The organism is Brachybacterium sp. GPGPB12 (assembly GCF_038396325.1).
Lineage (GTDB): Bacteria > Actinomycetota > Actinomycetes > Actinomycetales > Dermabacteraceae > Brachybacterium > Brachybacterium conglomeratum.
Genome location: NZ_CP149573.1, coordinates 3,362,534 through 3,379,686, shown reverse-complemented (window position 1 = coordinate 3,379,686; position 17,153 = coordinate 3,362,534). Strand labels below are relative to the sequence as shown.

Here is a 17,153-nt window from a genome sequence, read left to right as displayed (position 1 = left end):
CGAGCCTGCTGCGACGGCCTCTGCGACCAACGGCATCGCGCCGTCCTCCTCGGGAGCGGAGCAGACCGGTGCGTCCGCGCCGCGGGGGCCCGAGCGGGCCGTCCCGCGCCGGCCCCGTGGACGGCGCGCCGCCTTCCCCCTCGAGCGGCTCGAGACCTCCGCCGACGGCGGCCCGGGCGCGTCGGCACCGTCCCCGTCCCCGCGCGGACGGCGTGCGCGGGCGTCCCGACCCCGGCCGACGGGGCGACGCCGGCGAGCGCCACCCCCTCCGGGAGCGGCTCCGCCAGCGCCCCCTCGGGCACCGCATCCGCCCCGAGCACCGCGGCCGGCTCCGGCACCGCGGCGGCCGCGGGCACCGCGGCGGCGGCCGGCGCCTCGGCGGCGGGCTCTGCGAGCTCCTCCCCGCAGGACGCCTGGACCACGTCCGACCAGACGCCCGCGCCGGCCGAGGCGCCTCTCGCCCCCGGTCACGAGGTCGCCCCCGTCGTCCCCTCCCCCATGGAGCCCGAGGACGATGCGGAGCACGCCTCTCCCCACGACGAGGAGAACGCCCTCGCGCACGACCGCGCCGCACGCGGCACGGGCACGGACACGGACACGGACACGGACGAGCCCGGCACCTCTGCCGCCTCCGCGGCCCCCGCCGCGGACCACGACGCACCGCGGGACGAGGACCGCGAGGAGGACCGGGACCGTCCCGTCGCCGCGGCCGCTCTCGGGGCAGGAGCCGGGGCCACCGCCGCGAGCACCGGCATCGCAGCCTCCGGCGCCGCGAGCACCGGTGACGCCGGCGGCGGCGCGAGCCGCGAGAGCGGCGGTCGGGGCGGAGAGGCCTCCGGCGGAGGCCGCGCGGTTCCGGCGGCTCCGGCGACTCGCGCTCCGGCGGCGACCGTCCCTCGTCGGACGACGGCTCCCTCGCGAAGGTCGCCGGCTGGACCGTGCTGACCTCCGCACTGCCCGGCTCCGGCCTCGTCACCACGCGGATGCGGCAGATCGGCGTGATCATGCTCGCCGTGCTCCTTCTCGCGGTCGCGTCGATCGCGGCGATCCTCGTGATCGGCGACCCGCTGCGGATCGCGGCGACGCTGGGCACCCACCGCGGCGTGCTGATCGGCGCGCTCGTCGTGGTGGTCGTCGTCGGCCTCGTGTGGTGCCTGCAGATCGTGCTGGCCAACCTCGCCCAGACCACCAAGGAGCGGCTCGAGGGCGCCAAGCGGTATCTCGCCCTCGCCCTGGCGGCCGTGATGGTCATCGCGGTCGCGGTGCCCTTCGGCCGCGGCGTGCAGTCGCTCTGGGCGCCGCAGGGCCTGTTCGGCTCCACGAGCGTGTTCGGCGGCGACGGCGACGGCTTCGCCGAGGGCCCGGACCCGTGGGCGGACACCCCGCGCCTGAACATCATGCTCCTGGGCCAGGACGCCGGCGCCGACCGCACCGGCACCCGGCCGGACACCATCATGGTCGCCTCGATCGACACGGAGACCGGCCAGACCGCCCTGTTCTCCATCCCCCGCAACCTCGAGAACGTCGAGTTCCCCGAGGGGACCGTCGCCGCGGAGGAGTTCCCCGACGGCTTCGACTACTACGGGAAGAACGAGAACCTCATCAACGCCGTGTGGGCGTGGGCCGAGGAGAACAAGGACCTGTTCCCGGGCGATCCCGAGCCGGGCCTGACCGCGACCCGCTGGGCCGTCGAGGAGACCCTCGGGATCTCCACCGACTACTACGCGATGGTGAACCTCAAGGGCTTCGAGGACCTCGTCAACGCCCTGGGAGGCGTGGACCTCGTCGTCGAGCGGCGGATCCCCATCGGCGGCGGCGCGAGCGAGGTCGAGGGCTACATCGAGCCCGGCGAGCAGAAGCTCGACGGCTACCACGCGCTGTGGTACGCCCGCTCCCGCGAGGGCTCCGACGACTTCAACCGCATGTGCCGCCAGCGGCGCATCGTGCGCGCCGTGAGCGAGGAGGCGGACCCCACCTCCCTCGCCCTGTCGATCCCGCGCCTGGTGACCGCGACCGAGGAGAACATCCAGACCGACATCCCCGTCGGCAACGTCGACGCCTTCGTGGAGCTCGCTCTGCGCATCAAGGACGGCGGCTTCACCTCGTACCCGATCACGCAGGACGTCACCTTCTCCGGGAACCCGGACTGGGAGTACCTCGAGGAGTGGGTCGACGCCTCCATCCAGGACTCGATGAAGAAGGACCCGCCGGAGTCGGTGCAGGGCGAGACCGAGCCCGGCTCGACCGAGCCCGCGGAGACGGGCGCCCCGCCGGAGGAGGACACCGCGACCACCGAGGAGCCGACCTCCGAGGAGAACACCACGGAGGAGGAGACCACCACGGAGGAGGAGTCCTCGAGCGCGACGACCTCGGCGCCCACCGAGGAGGCGACCCCGACGGACGCGCCGGAGATCGAGCAGGACCCGCTGAAATCCTGCCTGCCGGGCGCGGAGGGCTGAGGACCTCCCTCGACGCGGGGAGCCGGGGGCGGCCCGGGGCAGATGCCCAGGGCCGCCCCCGTTCCGTGTCCCGGGAGACCGACGCTGGTCGGTCCGCGAGCTGGATCAGTCCGCGAGCGGGATCGGTCCGCGAGCCGGATCAGTCCACGAGCTGGAGCGGCGCGTTCTCGATCAGCTCGGGCATCGCCGGATGGATCCAGTACTGGGTGGTGGCGATGTCGCGGGCGGTCTGCCCGGTGCTCATCGCCTGGATCAGCGGCTGGATCAGCGTCGTCGCCTCGGGGCCGATCAGGTGGGCGCCGAGGATCTCGGTGGTCTCCGCGTCCGCGATGATCTTCGCGAAGCCGGTGGTGTCCTCCAGCGCCCAGCCGTAGGCGATCGAGGCGTACTCCTGCACCGCCACGCGCACCTCGCGGCCGCTCGCGCGCGCGGTCTCCTCGTCCATCCCCACCCAGGCGACGTGGGGATGGGTGAACACGCCGCTCGGGACCGGCATCGTGTCGGAGCGCCGCAGGCTGCTCGGGGTGCGAGACGTTGTGCCGCACGATCCGCCGCTCGTGGTTCGCGACATGCTTGAGCTGGTGGGGGCTGGAGAGGTCGCCGAAGGCGAAGACGCCCTCGCGCACCTCTCCCCCTGCGAGAACGCGCTGGTACGCGTCGACCTCGACGCGGCCGTCCTCGGCCACGTCGATCCCCGCGGCCCGCACGTCCAGCAGGTCGGAGTTGGGGCGGCGGCCGACGGCGACGAGCGACTCCTCGGCCCGCGGCGTCTCCTCGCGGCCCTCTTGCGTGCCCCGCGGCTCGACCCCGTCGGCCGTGCGCCGGGCCGAGGTGGTGTCGAAGCCGGTCACCAGGCGCACCCGCTCGCCGAGGATCTCTGTGAGGCGCGCGGAGATGTCGGCGTCGGCGGCGCGCGCACCCGCTGCGAGCGGGCGATCAGGGTGACCTCGACGCCGAGGGCGGAGAGCACGTGCGCCATCTCGACGGCGACCACCCCGGAGCCGAGGATCGCGAGGGAGGCGGGCGCGCCTCCACGCGCATGATCGTGTCGGAGGTGTGCGGGGCGAGGTCCGCGAGCCCGTCGATCGGCGGGAGGACGGGGCGGGAGCCGGCGCCGAGCACGATGGTGTCGGCGGTGATCCGCGCTGGTCGCCGTCGTTGCCGTCGACGTGAAGCTCCTTCTCCCCCACGAAGCGGGCGGTGCCGCGCAGCGGGGTGAGGTTCGCGTTGTCCTCGTGGTCGCGGCGGTAGGCCTCGCCCCCGGCGGTGATCGGGTCGATGCGCCCGAAGATGCGGTCGCGGATCGCCGGCCAGTCCACGTCTTTGCAGGCGCTCGGTCAGGCCGAAGCGGGCCGCGTCCGCGGGGGTCGCCGCGAGATCCGCGGTGTGCACGAACATCTTCGTGGGGATGCGACCCAGGTTCAGGCAGGTCCCGCCGAAAACGCGGTCGGGGCCGACGCCCCGGTCGATCTGCACGATGGTGCGGTCGGCGAGATCGGGGCCCGGGAAGGAGTTCGCCGAGCCGGAGCCGATGAGGGCGATGTCGTAATGGGTCGTCTCAGTCACCGCCTCAGGCTAGCCTCGCGCCGATGCCGATGATGTGGCCCAGATCCCCCACGGACCGTCAAGTCACACCAAGTCGCACCATGCTCGCCCGGCGCGGGCAAAACCTCGTTCAAAACGAGGGGGCGGCCCTTTCAACTCGGTGTTCCTCCCCGGGGCCCGGCTCCTACCGTGGATGCCACGTCCACAGCCCATCGGCCCGGCACCCGCCCCGCGGTGCGGCCGCGCGGCACGGTAACGGCCTCCCCGCCCGGGGAGCCGGGCACGATCCCCCTCCCCGAGGGTCGTCACCGCAGGACGCACGGACCAGCAGACACCCGCCTCGCCCCGAGGCCGTTAGGAACACACCGCATCATGGCTCTGAACAACTCGCACCGCGCGCTCGGCCGCGCCCGCACCCCGCTCCTCCCCGCCCGCCGCGCCGCGGCCGGAGCGGGCGGCGCCGCCGTCCTCGGCTCGGTCGCGCTCGGCACCGCCTTCACCGGCGGCGCCGCCCACGCGAACGACCTGGCACTGATGGAGGACTCCTCCTCCTCGCAGTCCACCTCCGCCGCCGAGCAGGCCCCGGCCGCCGACACCGCCTCCACCTCGGCCGAGACGCGCGCCGCGGCGACTCCGGCGCCTCCGTCGAGCGGCTCCAGTCCGCGCTCAACGACCGCGGCGCCGAGCCGCCCGTCACCGGCTTCTTCGGCTCGATGACCGAGGCCGCCGTCCAGGACGTCCAGTCCTCCGCCGGCATCGCCGTGGACGGCGTGGTCGGCGGCGACACCCGCGCCGCCCTCGAGGGCGGGAGCGGCTCGGTCGACTCGAGCACCGCGACCACCTCCTCGACCACCTCCGTGTCCACCGGCGGCGCGTCGGTCAGCACCGCCTCGACCTCCACCTCCGGCAATGCGATCGTCGACGCGGCCGGCACCGCCGTCGGCACCCCCTACTCCTGGGGCGAGTCCTCGCTCAGCGGCATGGACTGCTCGGGCCTGGTGGCCTACGCCTACGGTCAGGCAGGCATCGACGTGCCCCGCACCAGCGACCAGCAGGCCGCCGCGGGCACCAGCATCTCGCAGTCCGAGCTGCAGCCCGGCGACCTCGTGGTGTGGCCCGGCCACATCGCGATCTACTCCGGCGACGGCAAGATCATCGACGCCTCCGGCTCCAAGCAGCAGGTCGTCGAGCGCGAGATCTGGGGCAACCCGACCGACTTCGTCACCTACCGCTGAGCCGCCAGCTCACCCGCTGAGCCCCGGCTCCCTCGCCGAGGCGCTCGGCACCGCCGCGCCGCAGGCCCGGTCCCGAACCACGGGGCCGGGCCTGCCGCATGTGCCGGGCGAGCGGAAGAAGCCGATCGGCGGCGGACCCGGCGCGTTCTCGGGCGGGACCGGCCGGCCGGCCGCGCCCCGGGCACGTCGGCCGTCTGACGGGCCCGGCGGCGACGCGACGTACGCTGTCGGTCGTGTCCCGTCCCGTCCCCGCCGCCCTGCTCCCCTGGCTCAACGCGCCGCTGTGTCCCCACTGTCGGGAGCCGTTCGCGCTCACCGATCGCACCCTCCGCTGCCCGAGCGGCCACAGCTTCGACCTGGCCCGCGCGGGGTACGTCTCGCTGCTGCCCGGCGGCGCCCCCATCAGCGGGGACGACGACGACATGGCCCGGGCCCGGGACTCCTTCCTCTCCACCGGCGCGTACGACGCCCTGCGGGCGCTCACCGCGGACCTCGCCGCCCGGGCGCTCGAGGGCACGGACGATCCGCGCGTGCTCGACATCGGCCGCGGCACCGGCCACTACCTCTCCTCGGTGCTGGACCGCGTCCCCGGGGCGCAGGGCCTCGGCGTGGACACCGCACCGCGGGCCCTGCGCTTCGCCGCCCGCGCCCACGACCGGGCCGCCGCGGCCGGCTGGGACGTGTTCTCGCCCTTCCCCCTGCGGGATGCCGGCGTCGACCTCGTGATGGACGTGTTCGCGCCCCGGAACCCGGCGGAGTTCGCGCGGGTGCTGCGACCGGGCGGGCACCTGCTCGTGGTGAGGCCCGCGGCCGAGCACCTGGCCGAGCCGCGCGAGCACGTGCCGGGGATGGTCCGGCCGGACCCGCGCAAGGAGGAGCGGCTCGCCGAGGCGCTCGCCCCGCACTTCACCGTCGAGGACTCCCGGCCGCCGCGGCTCACGGTCGCCCTCGACGACGCGATGGCCCGGGACCTGGTCGCGATGACCCCCAGCGCCCGACACGTCGACCCCGCCGCCCTCGACGGCCCCGACGGCCCCGGCGGGGCGCCCCGCGAGGTGACCGTCTCGGTGCTCGCCAGCCTGCACCGTCCGCGCTGAGCGCTCGCCGCTCCCGCCCAGGCTCGACGCCGCCCCTCGCCTAGGTGTAGTTGGCCATGACGTTATCGACGCCGGTATGGAGTCGTGAGGCTGGGGGCTGATCGCTGCAGGCGGTGTGCGGGCGATGGTAGTCGTAGTGGTGGACCCAGATCCTGATCGCGTCTCGCCGCTCGTTCTCTGAGTCGTAGGCGCGGGCGTAGAGGCATTCGTCGGTCATGATCCGCTGGTAGCGCTCGACCTTCCCGTTGTGGCGGGGCGTGTAGATCCTGGTGCGCTGGTGCCGGCCGATGAATGCCCTGGTTGACCGTCGGAATGCCTTGGCGGTGTAGTTGCTGCCGTTGTCGGTGATCAGGCGGGAGATCCGCGTGATGCCGTGCGCGGTGAAGAACGTCCGGGCTCGGTGGAAGAACGCGATGGTCGTTGCGGCGGTCTCGTCCTCGAGTGCTTCGGTGTAGGCCAGGCGGGAGAACCCGTCGATGATCGAGTGGAGGTAGGTGTAACCGATCCGCTGCGAGTGCTTCTTCTTGTCCTGCACGGAACCGCGGCCATGCGCCCACCACCCGCCGCCGTCGCGGAGCTTGCCGATCTTCTTCACGTCCATGTGGACCATGTGCCCGGGATAGCGGGCATGGATCTTCCCAGGTCGGCGGAGGTTCTCTCCGTCCGGGGTGATGTCCCGGACCCGGTTCAATCCGAGCCGGTCCAGCCAGCGAGTCACCGTCCGCACGCGGCATGCGAAGCCGTGGCCGTCGGTGAGTTCGCGGGCGATCCGACGGGCGGACCACTTCTTCTCCCGTCGCCAGGACTCGATCAGTTCGAGCACCCAGACCGGGAGCCGGGTGGGTCGCTTCGCCGGTGCGCTGGAGCGGTCCTGCAGACCGACCTCGCCATGCTCCCGGTAGCGGCCGACCCACTTCGACAGGGTCGAACGGGAGATGTGGAACTCCGCGGCGACGTGCGCGATCGGACGGCCTCTCCCGATCACCTGGTCGACGGCTCGCTGCCTTCCAAGCGTCGTCAGCGGGGCATTACGGTGGGTCACGGAACGGGTCCCCTCCTGCGAGATGGTTGCTTAGACACCACCCATCGTGCCGGTCACGGGGCCCGTTCCCTCATCCCCGGCCAGCGTCCACAACGTCATGACCCGCAACACCTAGGCTGAGGGTCCCGTCCGTCCCACCCCAGGAGCGTCGTGTCCTCGTCCGCCCCCTTCCGCCGCCGTGCCGCCTTCCTCGACTTCGACGGCACCCTCGCCGAGAGCGGGATCGTCCCGCGCGCCCAGGCCGAGGCGGTGCTCGCCGCCCGGGCGGCCGGCCATGCGATCCTGCTGAGCACCGGTCGGCCCGCCTCGATCGTCGCCTCCGACGTCGCCGCGCTGTTCGACGGCATGATCACCTCGGCGGGCGGGCACCTCCGGATCGGCGAGGAGTCGCTGCGCGATGTGCGCTTCCCCGCCGCGCTCGCCCGGCGCACGGTCGAGTCGCTCGAGGCGCACGGCGCCGCCTATGCGCTCGAGGCGCCCGAGGCGCTGTGGTGCTCGGCCTCGTCGGCCGATCGGCTCGAGCGTCGCCGCCGCGGGGCGCCCGTCCCCGCCGCGGGCGAGCTGGGGCGGGGCTTCGCCGACATCCTCGAGGCGATCTCGGTCCCCGAGGATCCGGCCTCCGTCTCCTTCGCGAAGATCTCGGTGTGGAGCTCGCCGGTGCCGATCCAGCGGCTCGCTGCGGAGATCGGTCCGGAGGTCGGGCGCCGCCGAACTCGATCTCGGAGGACGGCCGCGGCTCCGGGGAGCCGCACCTCGTCGAGGTCGACAAGGCCGACGGGCCGCGCCTGGCGGCCGAGCACCTGGGGGTGGGCATCGAGGACACGGTCGCGGTGGGCGACGGACCGAACGATCTGGGGATCTTGCGCGCCGCGGGCACGGGCGTCGCGATCCGCGGCTCCCGTCCCGAGGTGCTCGCCGCGGCGGACATGGAGGTGGCTCCCCCGTCCGAGCACGGCGTGGAGGAGGCGTTCGCCCGCCTCGGCATGCTCTAGCTGCTGCGGCGCGCCTCGATCAGCACGAGTCCGGCGGCGGCGACCAGCGCCCCGGCCCCGAGCATGATGACGCCCTGGGGCATCACCTCGGCGGCGAAGCGCCGCTCGAAGGCCTGCACGATCGGGCCGAGGAACACCGCCTGGTCGACGGCGTCGGGGACGAGGCCCTCGATGCGGGTGGTGGCAGCCCAGGTCGCGAGCCCGGCGAGCACGGTGCCGATCCCGGCGAGCGTGAGCATGAGGCGACGGTGCCCGGCGACGAGGACGGCGAGCACGGCCAGGCCCAGGGCGATCGGTCCGGCCCGGTGCGCCCAGGGGTCCAGCACGGTGGCGCGGTGCAGCAGCGGCACGTCGGGGATGCTGGCCAGGGTCACGCTCGCCTCCCCGGGCGGGGCAGGTCGTCGATCAGCGGAAGGGTGTCCTCGACCCCGGTGAGCAGGGAGTCGATGAGCGGCGACAGGTCCACGTCCAGGGGCGAGGCGCCGGGGGTGAACAGCGCACCGTGCGGCTCGACCATCGCCCGGTCCCACACCTCCGTGTAGGCCTCGGTGCCGGTGACCTTCGAGGCCTGCTCCTGGAGGAGCGGCGTGGCCCGGTCGGCGACGAACCCGGGGACGAGCTCGTGGTCCAGCGCCTCGTCCACGGCGCTGTCGGTGAGGGAGCGCCGCAGGGTGGCGTCCTCGGCGAGCGGCTGGGTGATCGCGAGGAACCCCTCCTGGTCCACGACGTTGCGCTCGATCCATGCGCCGGGCGACCAGAGGGCGCCGAGCGTCGCCGCGGTCAGCGACAGGACGGAGAGCAGGTCGCGCAGGGAGGACACCAGGACACGGTACCGCCGTGCGTCTCGTCCGTCGCCGTGTCCTCGCCCACGCATGTCGACGGCCCCGCCTCGCCCGGGAGGGGCGCGGCGGGGCCGTCGAGGGGCAGGGTCGTTCAGCCGCCGATGCGGATGAAGGTCCAGCCGCCGGAGTAGATGTTGCGCTCGGAGGTGTCCACGCGGCTGTTGCCGGCGTCGACGAACTGGTTGCCGCCGGCGTAGATGCCGATGTGACCGGGCTTGTAGACGAGGTCGCCGGGGCGGGCCTCGGAGCGCGGGATCACGGTGCCGGCGGCGGCCTGGTCAGCCGCGCCGCGGGGAAGGCTGATGCCGTGCTGGGCGTAGACCCACTGCACGAAGCCGGAGCAGTCCCAGCCCGACGGGGAGGTGCCGCCGTAGACGTAGGGGGTGCCGATGCCGGAGCGGGCGGTGGCGAGGATGGAGCCGCCCTTGGCGGCGGACGGGGCCGGGGCGGACTCCTCCTGCTCCTCGGAGGAGCCGCTCTCGGAGCGCTCGGAGCCGCGGGACTCGTCCGCGGCCGCTCTCCTGCTTGCTCGTCCTCGGCCGGCTCCTCGCGCTCGTTGGAGCGGGAGGAGGTCTCCGCGGAGTCGTCCTCGCGGGTCTCGGTCTGCTCGTCGGCGGACTCGGTCTCCTGCGCCTCGGCCTGCTCCTGCGCGGCCTCCTCCTGCGCGGCCTGCTCGGCGGCCTCCTCGCTGCGCGGCCTGCTCGGCGGCCTCGCGCTCGGCGGCCTCGGCGGCGGCGATCTCCTCGGCGGTCGGGCCGACCTCGACGGAGAAGGCGGTGCCGGCGGCAGGGGCGAGGGCGGCGACGGCGGCCTCGTCCCCCTCAGCGTCCTCGGCACCGCCCGCGGCGGGGATGCCGACGGCGGGGGCGGCGACGGCGGGCGAGACCGCGGCGCCGGCGTCGGCGCGGGGGGCATCGGCCTGCGGCTCGGCGGTCGCGGCGGCGGCGCCACCGAACAGCATCGCCGCGGCCATCGCCGCTCCGGCCCCTGCGCGACCGGCGCGGGAGACGGGGGTGACGGTGCGCATGGCGCGGCGGTGGGTGTGGTGCACGGTGTTCGACACGAATCGCTCCCAGCCCCGGGCTCAGCCCCCGCGCGTAGTCACGTCTCGCACCCTGTTCTCCGGTGCGCGGCGGGGCTTCCGGAAGGGATGTCGCGAACCTCTGCGCCGCGACACGCCCTCGAGACTACGGACTGGTCGCGCCCTCGTCAGTATGACTGGAAGCTTCTGGGGAAGGGCTTGACGGAGGCTTTACCCGGCGGCGATCGGGGTCACGTGGAGCTGGTCGGCGTCGAGGTCGCCGAGCGCCACCTCCCCGCCCTCGGGGCCTCGGAGGACGACGCTCGCCCCCACCCGCTCCACTGCGAGCCGTACCCCGGGAAGGATGCCGTGACGTGCGAGTTCGCCGAGCGACTCGACATCGCTCTGGAGCCGCTCGCCGATGCGCTCGAGGCGGACCTCGCGGCTCTGGCCGTCCACGACCGCGCCGCGCGCTCCTGGACCGCGGAGGTCTCGTCTTTACCCTCGTCCGTGGCCCGGGTCTCCTCGATCCCGAGGGCCGCGAGGCCGGGGATGGGGTTGCCGTAGGGATCGACGTAGGGCGGGGTGATCTGGCGGGCGAGGCGCTTTTCGACCTCGAGGCTCATCACGTGCTCCCAGCGACAGGCCTCCTCGTGGACGTGGGCGTAGTCCAGCCCGATCACGTCCAGCAGGTGCCGTTCGGCGAGGCGGTGCTTGCGCATGACGTCGGTCGCGACCTCGGCGCCCTCGGCGGTGAGGCGGATGCGGCGCTGGTCGTCGAGGTGGAGCGACCCGTCGCGCTCCATCCGGGCGACCGTCTGGGAGACGGTGGGTCCGGAGTGCCCGAGCCGTTCGGCGATGCGGGCGCGCATCGGGGCGATCCCGGCCTCGTGGAGCTCGAACACCGTCTTCAGGTACATCTCGGTGGTGTCGATGAGATCTCCGGACACAGGCCCCTCCTCGGTCAGCGCGACTGGCGACGTCCAGCTTATCGGGCGCGCCGACGTCGGACGCCCCGTTCGCCCCGGGCCGAGCGAGGGCAGGATCGGATCGGACCGACGGATCCCCGGGTCGCGGCTCCCCACCCTGCCCTCACCCCAGCGACCCCAGGAGATGGAGCGGCACCCCGAGGCCGTTGAGCAGGACGTGCGCGAGGACGCACACCCACAGCCGTCGCCAGCGCCGCCACATCAGGCCCAGCGCGATCCCGGTGGTGCCCTGCGGCGCGATCACCTGCGCGGCGCTCTCCCACCAGGCCCCTCCCCCGTGGCTGAGGACGTGCATGAGGCCGAACAGCAGCGAGGCGAGCAGCAGTCCGGTCCACGGGCCGAGCGCGCCTCGAGACGGGTCTGCAGGAAGCGGCGGTAGATGAGCTCCTCGCCGAGACCGGCGGTGATCGCGGTCGCCGTCGCCGCGATCAGCAGGACCTCGAGGGGCGGCCAGCTCGCGGGGCCGCCCGAGGAGAAGGGGCCGACGGTCGAGAGCACGCCCAGCACGAGGGCGGGCGGTGCGATCACCGCTGCGCCGACCTCGGGTCGTCGGATCATGATCGAGGCGCCTCTGCGCCGGGCGGACAGCGCGAGCACGACCGACGGGACCAGCAGGAACAGCGCGGCCTTCGCCAGCACGTAGTCCTCCCCGGTGGGCAGCAGCGGCACGAGCGGCGGGAAGGCGAGGACCAGGCCCAGCGGCACCGCCGACTCGGCGCGCAGGGCGGAACCTCGCCGCACGCTCAGCTCCGCCGCGCCGCGTCCCCGCGGCGACAGCGCGGTGAGCGCCATCGCGGCCAGTGCCGGGACGAGCAGGAGGAGGACCGGCATCGGGGCGTAGCCGGGGTCCCGGGAGACCACCACCCCGTCGGGATGGCGCCAGGCCGTCACCGCGATCGCGAGGACGAACAGCGCCAGCAGGATGCCGACGACGGCGGGGCTGTCCGCTCGGGCGGTCCGGCCGGTGGGCCCAGGATCAGCGGGAGGGGCGGCGGGGTCCGCACCGGGTCCGACGGCGGGCGCAGGATCAGAGGGAGGGACAGCGCGGCCTGCACCGGGCCCGCGATCGGAGGGGGCGGGGCGATGGGCGGGAGCAGCGGTCATGCCCCGATCCTGTCCTGCGGCCGCACGGAGGCGCCTCCTCCTCCCGGAGGAGATCCGCACCCTGCTCCTGCGGTCCGGAACGACTCAGCGCTTGAGACCTGCCCGTCGGGCCACGGCACCGCTCCTCCCCTGGACGGCGACGTGCCCCGGAACCGTGCGGGTCCGGGGCACGAAGGCCTCGCGCTCAGGAGCGCTGGGCGAGAGGGATCAGGAGAGGCCCTTGATGATCTCGCGCATGAGATCGGCGGTCTCGGTGGGGGTCTTGCCCACCTTGACGCCGGCGGCCTCGAGGGCCTCCTTCTTCGCCTGCGCGGTGCCGGCGGAGCCGGACACGATCGCGCCGGCGTGGCCCATCGTCTTGCCCTCCGGGGCGGTGAAGCCCGCGACGTAGCCGACGACCGGCTTGGTGACGTTGGCCTTGATGTACTCGGCCGCGCGCTCCTCGGCGTCGCCGCCGATCTCGCCGATCATGACGATGCCGGCGGTGTCGGGGTCGGCCTCGAAGGCCTTCAGCGCATCGATGTGGGTGGTGCCGATGACCGGGTCGCCGCCGATGCCGATGGCGGTGGTGAAGCCGATGTCGGCCAGCTCGTACATCATCTGGTAGGTCAGGGTGCCGGACTTGGAGACCAGGCCCAGCTTGCCCGCACCGGTGATGTTCGAGGGGGTGATGCCCGCGTTGGACTTGCCGGGGCTGATCAGGCCCGGGCAGTTCGGCCCGATGATGCGGGTCGTGCCCTTGGCCTGCGAGTAGTTGAAGAACTCGGCGGAGTCCTTGACCGGGATGCCCTCGGTGATGATCACCAGGAGCGGGATCTCGGCGTCGATAGCTTCGAGCGCGGCGGACTTGGCGAACTTCGGCGGCACGAAGACCACCGAGACGTTCGCGCCGGTGGCCTCCATGGCCTCCGCCACGGTGCCGAAGACGGGCACCTCGGCGCCGCCCTCGAAGGACACGGACTGGCCGGCCTTGCGCGGGTTCACGCCGCCGACGATGTTCGTGCCGGAGTCGAGCATGCGCTGGGAGTGCTTCATGCCCTCCGAGCCCGTCATGCCCTGGACGATGACCTTGCTGTTCTCATCAAGGAAGATAGACATGTCGGGTCTTGCTCACTTTCCTGCGGCGGCGGCCTCGGCGACCTTCGCGGCGCCGCCGTCCATGGTGTCGGCCTGGGTGACGAGGGGGTGGGCGAAGTCCGCGAGGATCTTGCGGCCCTCCTCGACGTTGTTGCCGTCGAGGCGGACGACGAGCGGCTTGGTCGCCGCGTCGCCGAGCTTCTTCAGGGCGCCGACGATGCCGTTGGCGACCGCGTCGCACGCGGTGATGCCGCCGAAGACGTTGACGAACACGGCCGAGACCTGCTCGTCGCCGAGGATGACGTCGAGGCCGTTGGCCATGACCTCGGCGCTCGCGCCGCCGCCGATGTCCAGGAAGTTCGCGGGCTTGACGCCGTGCTTCTCGCCGGCGTAGGCGACCACGTCGAGGGTGGACATGACCAGCCCCGCGCCGTTGCCGATGATGCCGACCTCGCCGTCGAGCTTGACGTAGTTGAGGTCCAGGGCCTTCGCCTTGGTCTCCAGCGAGTCCTCGGAGGTGACGTCGACGAGCTCGGCGTGGGCCTCGTGGCGGAACGCGGCGTTGTCGTCCAGGGTGATCTTGCCGTCCAGCGCGACGATGTCGCCGGCGCCGGTCTTGACCAGCGGGTTGACCTCGACGAGGGTCGCGTCCTCCTCGCGGTAGACGTCCCACAGCTTCTGCGAGACGGGGGCGACCTTCGCGCCGGTCTCGGCGTCGAACTTCGCTGCCTCGACGATCTCCTTCGCCTTGGCCTCGTCGATCCCGACGTTGGGGTCGACGGCCACGCGGGCGAGGGCCTCGGGCCGCTCGACGGCGAGCTCGCTCGATCTCCATGCCGCCCTCGACCGAGCACATGGCCAGGTAGTTGCGGTTGGCGCGGTCCAGCAGGAGCGAGAAGTAGTACTCCTCGGCGATGTCCGCACCGGCCGCGATCATCACGCGGTGCACGGTGTGGCCCTTGATGTCCATGCCGAGGATCTCGGAGGCCTTCTGCTCCGCCTCCTCGGGGGACTTGGCGACCTTCACGCCGCCGGCCTTGCCACGACCACCGGTCTTCACCTGGGCCTTGACGACGACGACCGGGGTGCCGAGCTTCTCTGCGCCGGCCTTGGCGGTCGCGGGGTCCTCCGCGACGACTCCTCCGAGCACGGGCACGCCGTGCTTCTCGAAGAGATCGCGGGCCTGGTACTCATACAGGTCCACGGGGTGCTTTTCCTCTCGATGTCGGCAGTGGGCGGCAGGCCGCACTGGCCTCGATGCCACCCCTGGGAACACCGCCAGGGTAACGCGTCCGCAGGCCCCGCCGGACCCGGGCCCGACACAGAAGGGGACTGTGGCGCGACTCTCATCCCGTCCGGCTCGCGTCCAGGCGCCGCGTCTACGATGGGACGATGAGCCGCCGTTCCCGCGACCTCGTCCAGCGCGTGCGAGACCACCTCGGATTCAGCATCGTCGCCATCGGGGTGCTGTTCATCGTCTTGCGCCTGCTGGGCATGCGCTCGACCCTGGGCGGCTTCGTGCTGTCCGTGGGCATCACCCTCGCACTGAACGTCGCCCTGTCGTACTACTACGAGCGCCGTGCCCGGAACCCGCGTCCGCGGCGGGAGCCCCGTGGCGGCGGGGACATCCGCTTCCGCGAGGACGACCGGCGGCCCCGGGACCACCGGCGCATCGAGCACCTGGACCCGCGGGACCGCGGCGACTGGCACCGCTGAGGCGAGGAGAGCCATGGCCGACTGGAACATCTATGTGAAGGCGGCGCGGAACACCGCCCGCAAGCAGGCCCCTGCCGCGAAGGACGCCGCCCGACGGGCCGGCGACCGCGCCGGCGGCTACTTCCGCGCCGCCGGGCGCGCGGTCGACGAGGGCTGGCGGGAGGACGAACCGCGCACGTCGGCCGGAGCCGACGAGCGCGACGAGCGCCGGGAGCCGCGGAGCGAGCAGGCCCGCGAGCGCTCCTCGGCCGACGGTCGTCCCGCGACCGACGAGCGTCCCGCGCCCGGCGAGCGTCCCGCCGCCGACGGGCGCCGTCCCTCGGACGGGGAGGGCCGGCATCGCTCCTCGGACCGGGACGGCGGGACGGGCACCGCTCAGCGCTCCCGCCCCTCCGGCGAGGAGCGTCGTCGCGAGGCCGCCGCGTACTACGCCGTCGCGAGCCGGCACGTCGAGCGCGCGAACATCTTCCCGCGCATCATGCGCGCCCTGCGCGACGCCCTGCTGATCGGCCTCTCGCTGGTGGTGATCTGGGCGGTGCTCGCCGCCGCCGGGATCCCGATCCCCTTCACCACCGTGCTGATCGCAGTCGGGCTGATCGTGGTGGTGAGCTTCGGCGCGGGTCTGTACGCGCAGTGGAAGCGCGACGAGGGAGCGGATCGACCAGGCCGAGGATCCCCGCGACCGCTGAGCGCGCGTCGAGCGCTGCGCGCACCGCTCCCGAACGAGCATCGGTCCGCCCCGCTCGGGACGCGTGACGACGCGACCGTGACGCGGCGGCCCGAGCGGCCGAGCGTGGTGCCCTGACGTCGGGACCATGGCCGGACGGAGCGTCCTCGGCCGGTCCTAGCCTGGAACGGTCCCTGCCCGTTCCCGACCGGTCGCCTGCCGTCCCGACCGGGATCACGCCCGAGGTGGTCCTGCACCGTGCCGTCCTCCCCTGTGCCGTCTCCTCCCGAGCCGTCGGCTCCTGAGCCGTCGTCCTCCGAGCCGTCGTCCCCCGCCCCTGGTCCTCGCCCCGCCAGGCGCTCCCCCGCCACCGGGCGCGGTGCCTGGCACCGCCGTGCCGCCCGCCCCGTGATGGGCTGGATGCTCGCGCTGGTCATGGTGGTCCTGGTGCACCAGTGGGCGCCGCAGGCTCGCTGGCTGATGGTCCACATGGTCACGCTGGGCCTGATCACCACCTCGATCATGGTCTGGGGGCGACACTTCGCCGAGGCGTCGCTGAAGACCCGCCTGGGCGAGGAGTCCCGGCCACGTCAGCTGGCGAGGCCGCGGCCGCTCACCGCCGGGGTGGTGGTGACGATCGCCGGGATCTTGCCGGGATGGCCGTGGCTGGTGGTGCTCGGCGCGCTGGCGGTCTCCGCGGCGGCGCTCTGGTACGCCGCCGCTCTCGGCGCGCAGATCCGGGCCGCGCTCGCGCCGCGCTTCGCGTTCACGGTGAGGGCCTACATCACTGCGGCCTGTCTGCTCCCCGTCGGTGCGGTGCTCGGCGCGGTGATGGCGTTCGGCCCGGGCGAGCCCTGGCAGGGACGGCTGATGCTCGCCCACCAGATCGTGAACGTGCTGGGGTTCGTGGGCCTGACCGTGACCGGCACGCTGCTGACCCTGTGGCCCACCGTCGCGCGCACGCGCATCGAGCTCGCCGCGGCGACCCGGGCCGCGGGCGGGTCGCTGGGCATGTTCCTGGCCGTCCTCGGCGCGGTCGCCGGGGCGCTGATCGGCTCCACCCTGCTGGGCTGTGCGGCGCTGCTCGCCTATCTCGGTTCCTTCGCCTGGGTCGCGGCGACGCTCGTGCGGGTCGCGGTGCGGGGCGTGCGCCAGGAGCGCCGGGTGCCGCTCGCCCCGTTCCCGATCCTGTCGATCGCCGCGGGGACGGGCTGGTTCGCGCTGACCACCGCGGGCCTGCTGGTGATGTGGTGGCGCTCGGCCGATGCGCAGATGGCGAGCTCCCTCGTCGCCGCCGACGTGCAGCGACTCACCGTCCCCTTCGTCGCCGGCTTCCTGCTTTGCAGGTCTTGCTGGGGGCGATGAGC

At 73.5% G+C, this 17,153-nt stretch carries 19 protein-coding genes and 4 pseudogenes; 9 read left to right on the top strand and 14 right to left on the bottom strand.

Going from position 1 to position 17,153, the window contains the following annotated elements; genetic code table 11:
- Positions 1 to 498 precede the first annotated feature (498 nt).
- The gene (locus tag WKH84_RS19715) at positions 499 to 945 is read left to right on the top strand and encodes a hypothetical protein (protein WP_341854848.1); all 447 of its coding nucleotides are present in this window, start codon (positions 499 to 501) and stop codon (positions 943 to 945) included.
- Positions 939 to 2,459, top strand: a complete 1,521-nt coding sequence (locus WKH84_RS19710) for an LCP family protein (RefSeq protein ID WP_341854847.1) — start codon at positions 939 to 941, stop codon at positions 2,457 to 2,459. Before WKH84_RS19715 ends, WKH84_RS19710 begins: the two co-directional genes overlap by 7 nt.
- 139 nt (positions 2,460 to 2,598) lie before the next feature.
- On the opposite strand, the gene WKH84_RS19705 is transcribed toward WKH84_RS19710, so the two are convergent.
- From WKH84_RS19705 to WKH84_RS19690, 4 genes and pseudogenes are all read right to left on the bottom strand, one after another.
- Complete coding sequence (locus WKH84_RS19705) at positions 2,599 to 2,955, bottom strand: hypothetical protein (protein WP_341854846.1); 357 nt, start codon at positions 2,953 to 2,955, stop codon at positions 2,599 to 2,601.
- 142 nt (positions 2,956 to 3,097) lie between these two features.
- Positions 3,098 to 3,319: pseudogene (locus tag WKH84_RS19700) on the bottom strand (FAD-dependent oxidoreductase); the annotation flags it as partial.
- Positions 3,307 to 3,438: a hypothetical protein gene (locus WKH84_RS19695; protein ID WP_341854845.1), complete on the bottom strand. Its 132-nt coding sequence runs from the start codon at positions 3,436 to 3,438 to the stop codon at positions 3,307 to 3,309. The gene WKH84_RS19695 and the pseudogene WKH84_RS19700, both read right to left, overlap by 13 nt.
- The gene (locus tag WKH84_RS19690; protein ID WP_341854844.1) at positions 3,396 to 4,025 is read right to left on the bottom strand and encodes a hypothetical protein; all 630 of its coding nucleotides are present in this window, start codon (positions 4,023 to 4,025) and stop codon (positions 3,396 to 3,398) included. The genes WKH84_RS19695 and WKH84_RS19690 overlap by 43 nt, the downstream gene beginning before the upstream one ends.
- A 23-nt stretch (positions 4,026 to 4,048) precedes the next feature.
- Between WKH84_RS19690 and WKH84_RS19685 the strand changes: the two genes are divergently transcribed.
- Together WKH84_RS19685 and WKH84_RS19680 are read left to right on the top strand one after the other, a co-directional pair.
- Complete coding sequence (locus tag WKH84_RS19685) at positions 4,049 to 5,239, top strand: NlpC/P60 family protein (RefSeq protein WP_341854843.1); 1,191 nt, start codon at positions 4,049 to 4,051, stop codon at positions 5,237 to 5,239.
- Positions 5,240 to 5,472: 233 nt separating this feature from the next.
- Positions 5,473 to 6,336: a putative RNA methyltransferase gene (locus WKH84_RS19680; protein ID WP_341854842.1), complete on the top strand. Its 864-nt coding sequence runs from the start codon at positions 5,473 to 5,475 to the stop codon at positions 6,334 to 6,336.
- A gap of 40 nt (positions 6,337 to 6,376) precedes the next feature.
- On the opposite strand, the gene WKH84_RS19675 is transcribed toward WKH84_RS19680, so the two are convergent.
- Positions 6,377 to 7,378, bottom strand: a complete 1,002-nt coding sequence (locus WKH84_RS19675) for an IS481 family transposase (RefSeq protein WP_341854841.1) — start codon at positions 7,376 to 7,378, stop codon at positions 6,377 to 6,379.
- Between the two features lie 150 nt (positions 7,379 to 7,528).
- Here WKH84_RS19675 and WKH84_RS19670 point away from each other — a divergent pair.
- Together WKH84_RS19670 and WKH84_RS19665 are read left to right on the top strand one after the other, a co-directional pair.
- A pseudogene (locus tag WKH84_RS19670) lies at positions 7,529 to 7,822 on the top strand (HAD hydrolase family protein); the annotation flags it as partial.
- Positions 7,823 to 7,866: 44 nt separating this feature from the next.
- On the top strand, positions 7,867 to 8,370 hold the full coding sequence (locus tag WKH84_RS19665) for an HAD hydrolase family protein (RefSeq protein WP_341856978.1): 504 nt from the start codon (positions 7,867 to 7,869) through the stop codon (positions 8,368 to 8,370).
- Here the strand turns inward: WKH84_RS19665 and WKH84_RS19660 are convergent.
- From WKH84_RS19660 to sucC, 9 genes and pseudogenes are all read right to left on the bottom strand, one after another.
- Positions 8,367 to 8,744, bottom strand: a complete 378-nt coding sequence (locus WKH84_RS19660) for a hypothetical protein (RefSeq protein ID WP_341854840.1) — start codon at positions 8,742 to 8,744, stop codon at positions 8,367 to 8,369. The two genes, WKH84_RS19665 and WKH84_RS19660, sit on opposite strands and share 4 nt — an antisense overlap.
- Positions 8,741 to 9,190 carry a hypothetical protein gene (locus tag WKH84_RS19655; RefSeq protein WP_341854839.1) on the bottom strand — a complete coding sequence of 150 codons (450 nt, stop codon included), beginning with the start codon at positions 9,188 to 9,190 and terminating at the stop codon, positions 8,741 to 8,743. Before WKH84_RS19655 ends, WKH84_RS19660 begins: the two co-directional genes overlap by 4 nt.
- A 113-nt stretch (positions 9,191 to 9,303) precedes the next feature.
- Positions 9,304 to 10,275 (bottom strand): C40 family peptidase, encoded by a 972-nt coding sequence (locus WKH84_RS19650; protein ID WP_341854838.1) that lies wholly within the window; start codon positions 10,273 to 10,275, stop codon positions 9,304 to 9,306.
- 189 nt (positions 10,276 to 10,464) lie between these two features.
- Entirely contained in the window at positions 10,465 to 10,692 is a 228-nt protein-coding gene (locus tag WKH84_RS19645; RefSeq protein WP_341854837.1) for a FeoA domain-containing protein, read from the bottom strand.
- A 149-nt stretch (positions 10,693 to 10,841) separates the two neighbouring features.
- Positions 10,842 to 11,153: pseudogene (locus tag WKH84_RS19640) on the bottom strand (metal-dependent transcriptional regulator); the annotation flags it as partial.
- A 172-nt stretch (positions 11,154 to 11,325) separates the two neighbouring features.
- Complete coding sequence (locus tag WKH84_RS19635) at positions 11,326 to 11,517, bottom strand: CPBP family glutamic-type intramembrane protease (protein WP_341854836.1); 192 nt, start codon at positions 11,515 to 11,517, stop codon at positions 11,326 to 11,328.
- The gene (locus tag WKH84_RS19630; protein ID WP_341854835.1) at positions 11,463 to 12,326 is read right to left on the bottom strand and encodes a hypothetical protein; all 864 of its coding nucleotides are present in this window, start codon (positions 12,324 to 12,326) and stop codon (positions 11,463 to 11,465) included. Before WKH84_RS19630 ends, WKH84_RS19635 begins: the two co-directional genes overlap by 55 nt.
- Positions 12,327 to 12,533: 207 nt before the next feature.
- Positions 12,534 to 13,424, bottom strand: coding sequence for a succinate--CoA ligase subunit alpha (gene sucD, locus WKH84_RS19625; RefSeq protein WP_263311620.1), 891 nt, complete (start codon positions 13,422 to 13,424; stop codon positions 12,534 to 12,536).
- Between the two features lie 12 nt (positions 13,425 to 13,436).
- Positions 13,437 to 14,607 (bottom strand): annotated as a pseudogene (sucC, locus tag WKH84_RS19620) (ADP-forming succinate--CoA ligase subunit beta).
- A 188-nt stretch (positions 14,608 to 14,795) separates the two neighbouring features.
- On the opposite strand from sucC, the gene WKH84_RS19615 reads away from it, so the two are divergent.
- The 3 genes from WKH84_RS19615 (at position 14,796) to WKH84_RS19605 (ending at position 17,151) form a co-directional block, all read left to right on the top strand.
- Positions 14,796 to 15,119 carry a hypothetical protein gene (locus WKH84_RS19615; RefSeq protein ID WP_341854834.1) on the top strand — a complete coding sequence of 108 codons (324 nt, stop codon included), beginning with the start codon at positions 14,796 to 14,798 and terminating at the stop codon, positions 15,117 to 15,119.
- A 13-nt stretch (positions 15,120 to 15,132) separates the two neighbouring features.
- Complete coding sequence (locus WKH84_RS19610) at positions 15,133 to 15,924, top strand: hypothetical protein (RefSeq protein ID WP_341854833.1); 792 nt, start codon at positions 15,133 to 15,135, stop codon at positions 15,922 to 15,924.
- A 120-nt stretch (positions 15,925 to 16,044) separates the two neighbouring features.
- The gene (locus tag WKH84_RS19605) at positions 16,045 to 17,151 is read left to right on the top strand and encodes a hypothetical protein (protein WP_341854832.1); all 1,107 of its coding nucleotides are present in this window, start codon (positions 16,045 to 16,047) and stop codon (positions 17,149 to 17,151) included.
- The last annotated feature ends 2 nt before the right edge of the window (positions 17,152 to 17,153 follow it).

What these genes read in the sequence shown, in the direction of transcription:
- WKH84_RS19615 (WP_341854834.1), top strand. Translation starts at nt 14,796, where the DNA reads ATGAGCCGCCGTTCCCGCGACCTCGTCCAGCGCGTGCGAGACCACCTC.
- WKH84_RS19705 (WP_341854846.1), bottom strand. Translation starts at nt 2,955, where the DNA reads ATGCCGGTCCCGAGCGGCGTGTTCACCCATCCCCACGTCGCCTGGGTG.
- WKH84_RS19695 (WP_341854845.1), bottom strand. Translation starts at nt 3,438, where the DNA reads ATGGCGCACGTGCTCTCCGCCCTCGGCGTCGAGGTCACCCTGATCGCC.
- WKH84_RS19685 (WP_341854843.1), top strand. Translation starts at nt 4,049, where the DNA reads ATGCCGATGATGTGGCCCAGATCCCCCACGGACCGTCAAGTCACACCA.
- WKH84_RS19630 (WP_341854835.1), bottom strand. Translation starts at nt 12,326, where the DNA reads ATGACCGCTGCTCCCGCCCATCGCCCCGCCCCCTCCGATCGCGGGCCC.
- sucD (WP_263311620.1), bottom strand. Translation starts at nt 13,424, where the DNA reads ATGTCTATCTTCCTTGATGAGAACAGCAAGGTCATCGTCCAGGGCATG.
- WKH84_RS19715 (WP_341854848.1), top strand. Translation starts at nt 499, where the DNA reads ATGGAGCCCGAGGACGATGCGGAGCACGCCTCTCCCCACGACGAGGAG.
- WKH84_RS19635 (WP_341854836.1), bottom strand. Translation starts at nt 11,517, where the DNA reads ATGCACGTCCTCAGCCACGGGGGAGGGGCCTGGTGGGAGAGCGCCGCG.
- WKH84_RS19610 (WP_341854833.1), top strand. Translation starts at nt 15,133, where the DNA reads ATGGCCGACTGGAACATCTATGTGAAGGCGGCGCGGAACACCGCCCGC.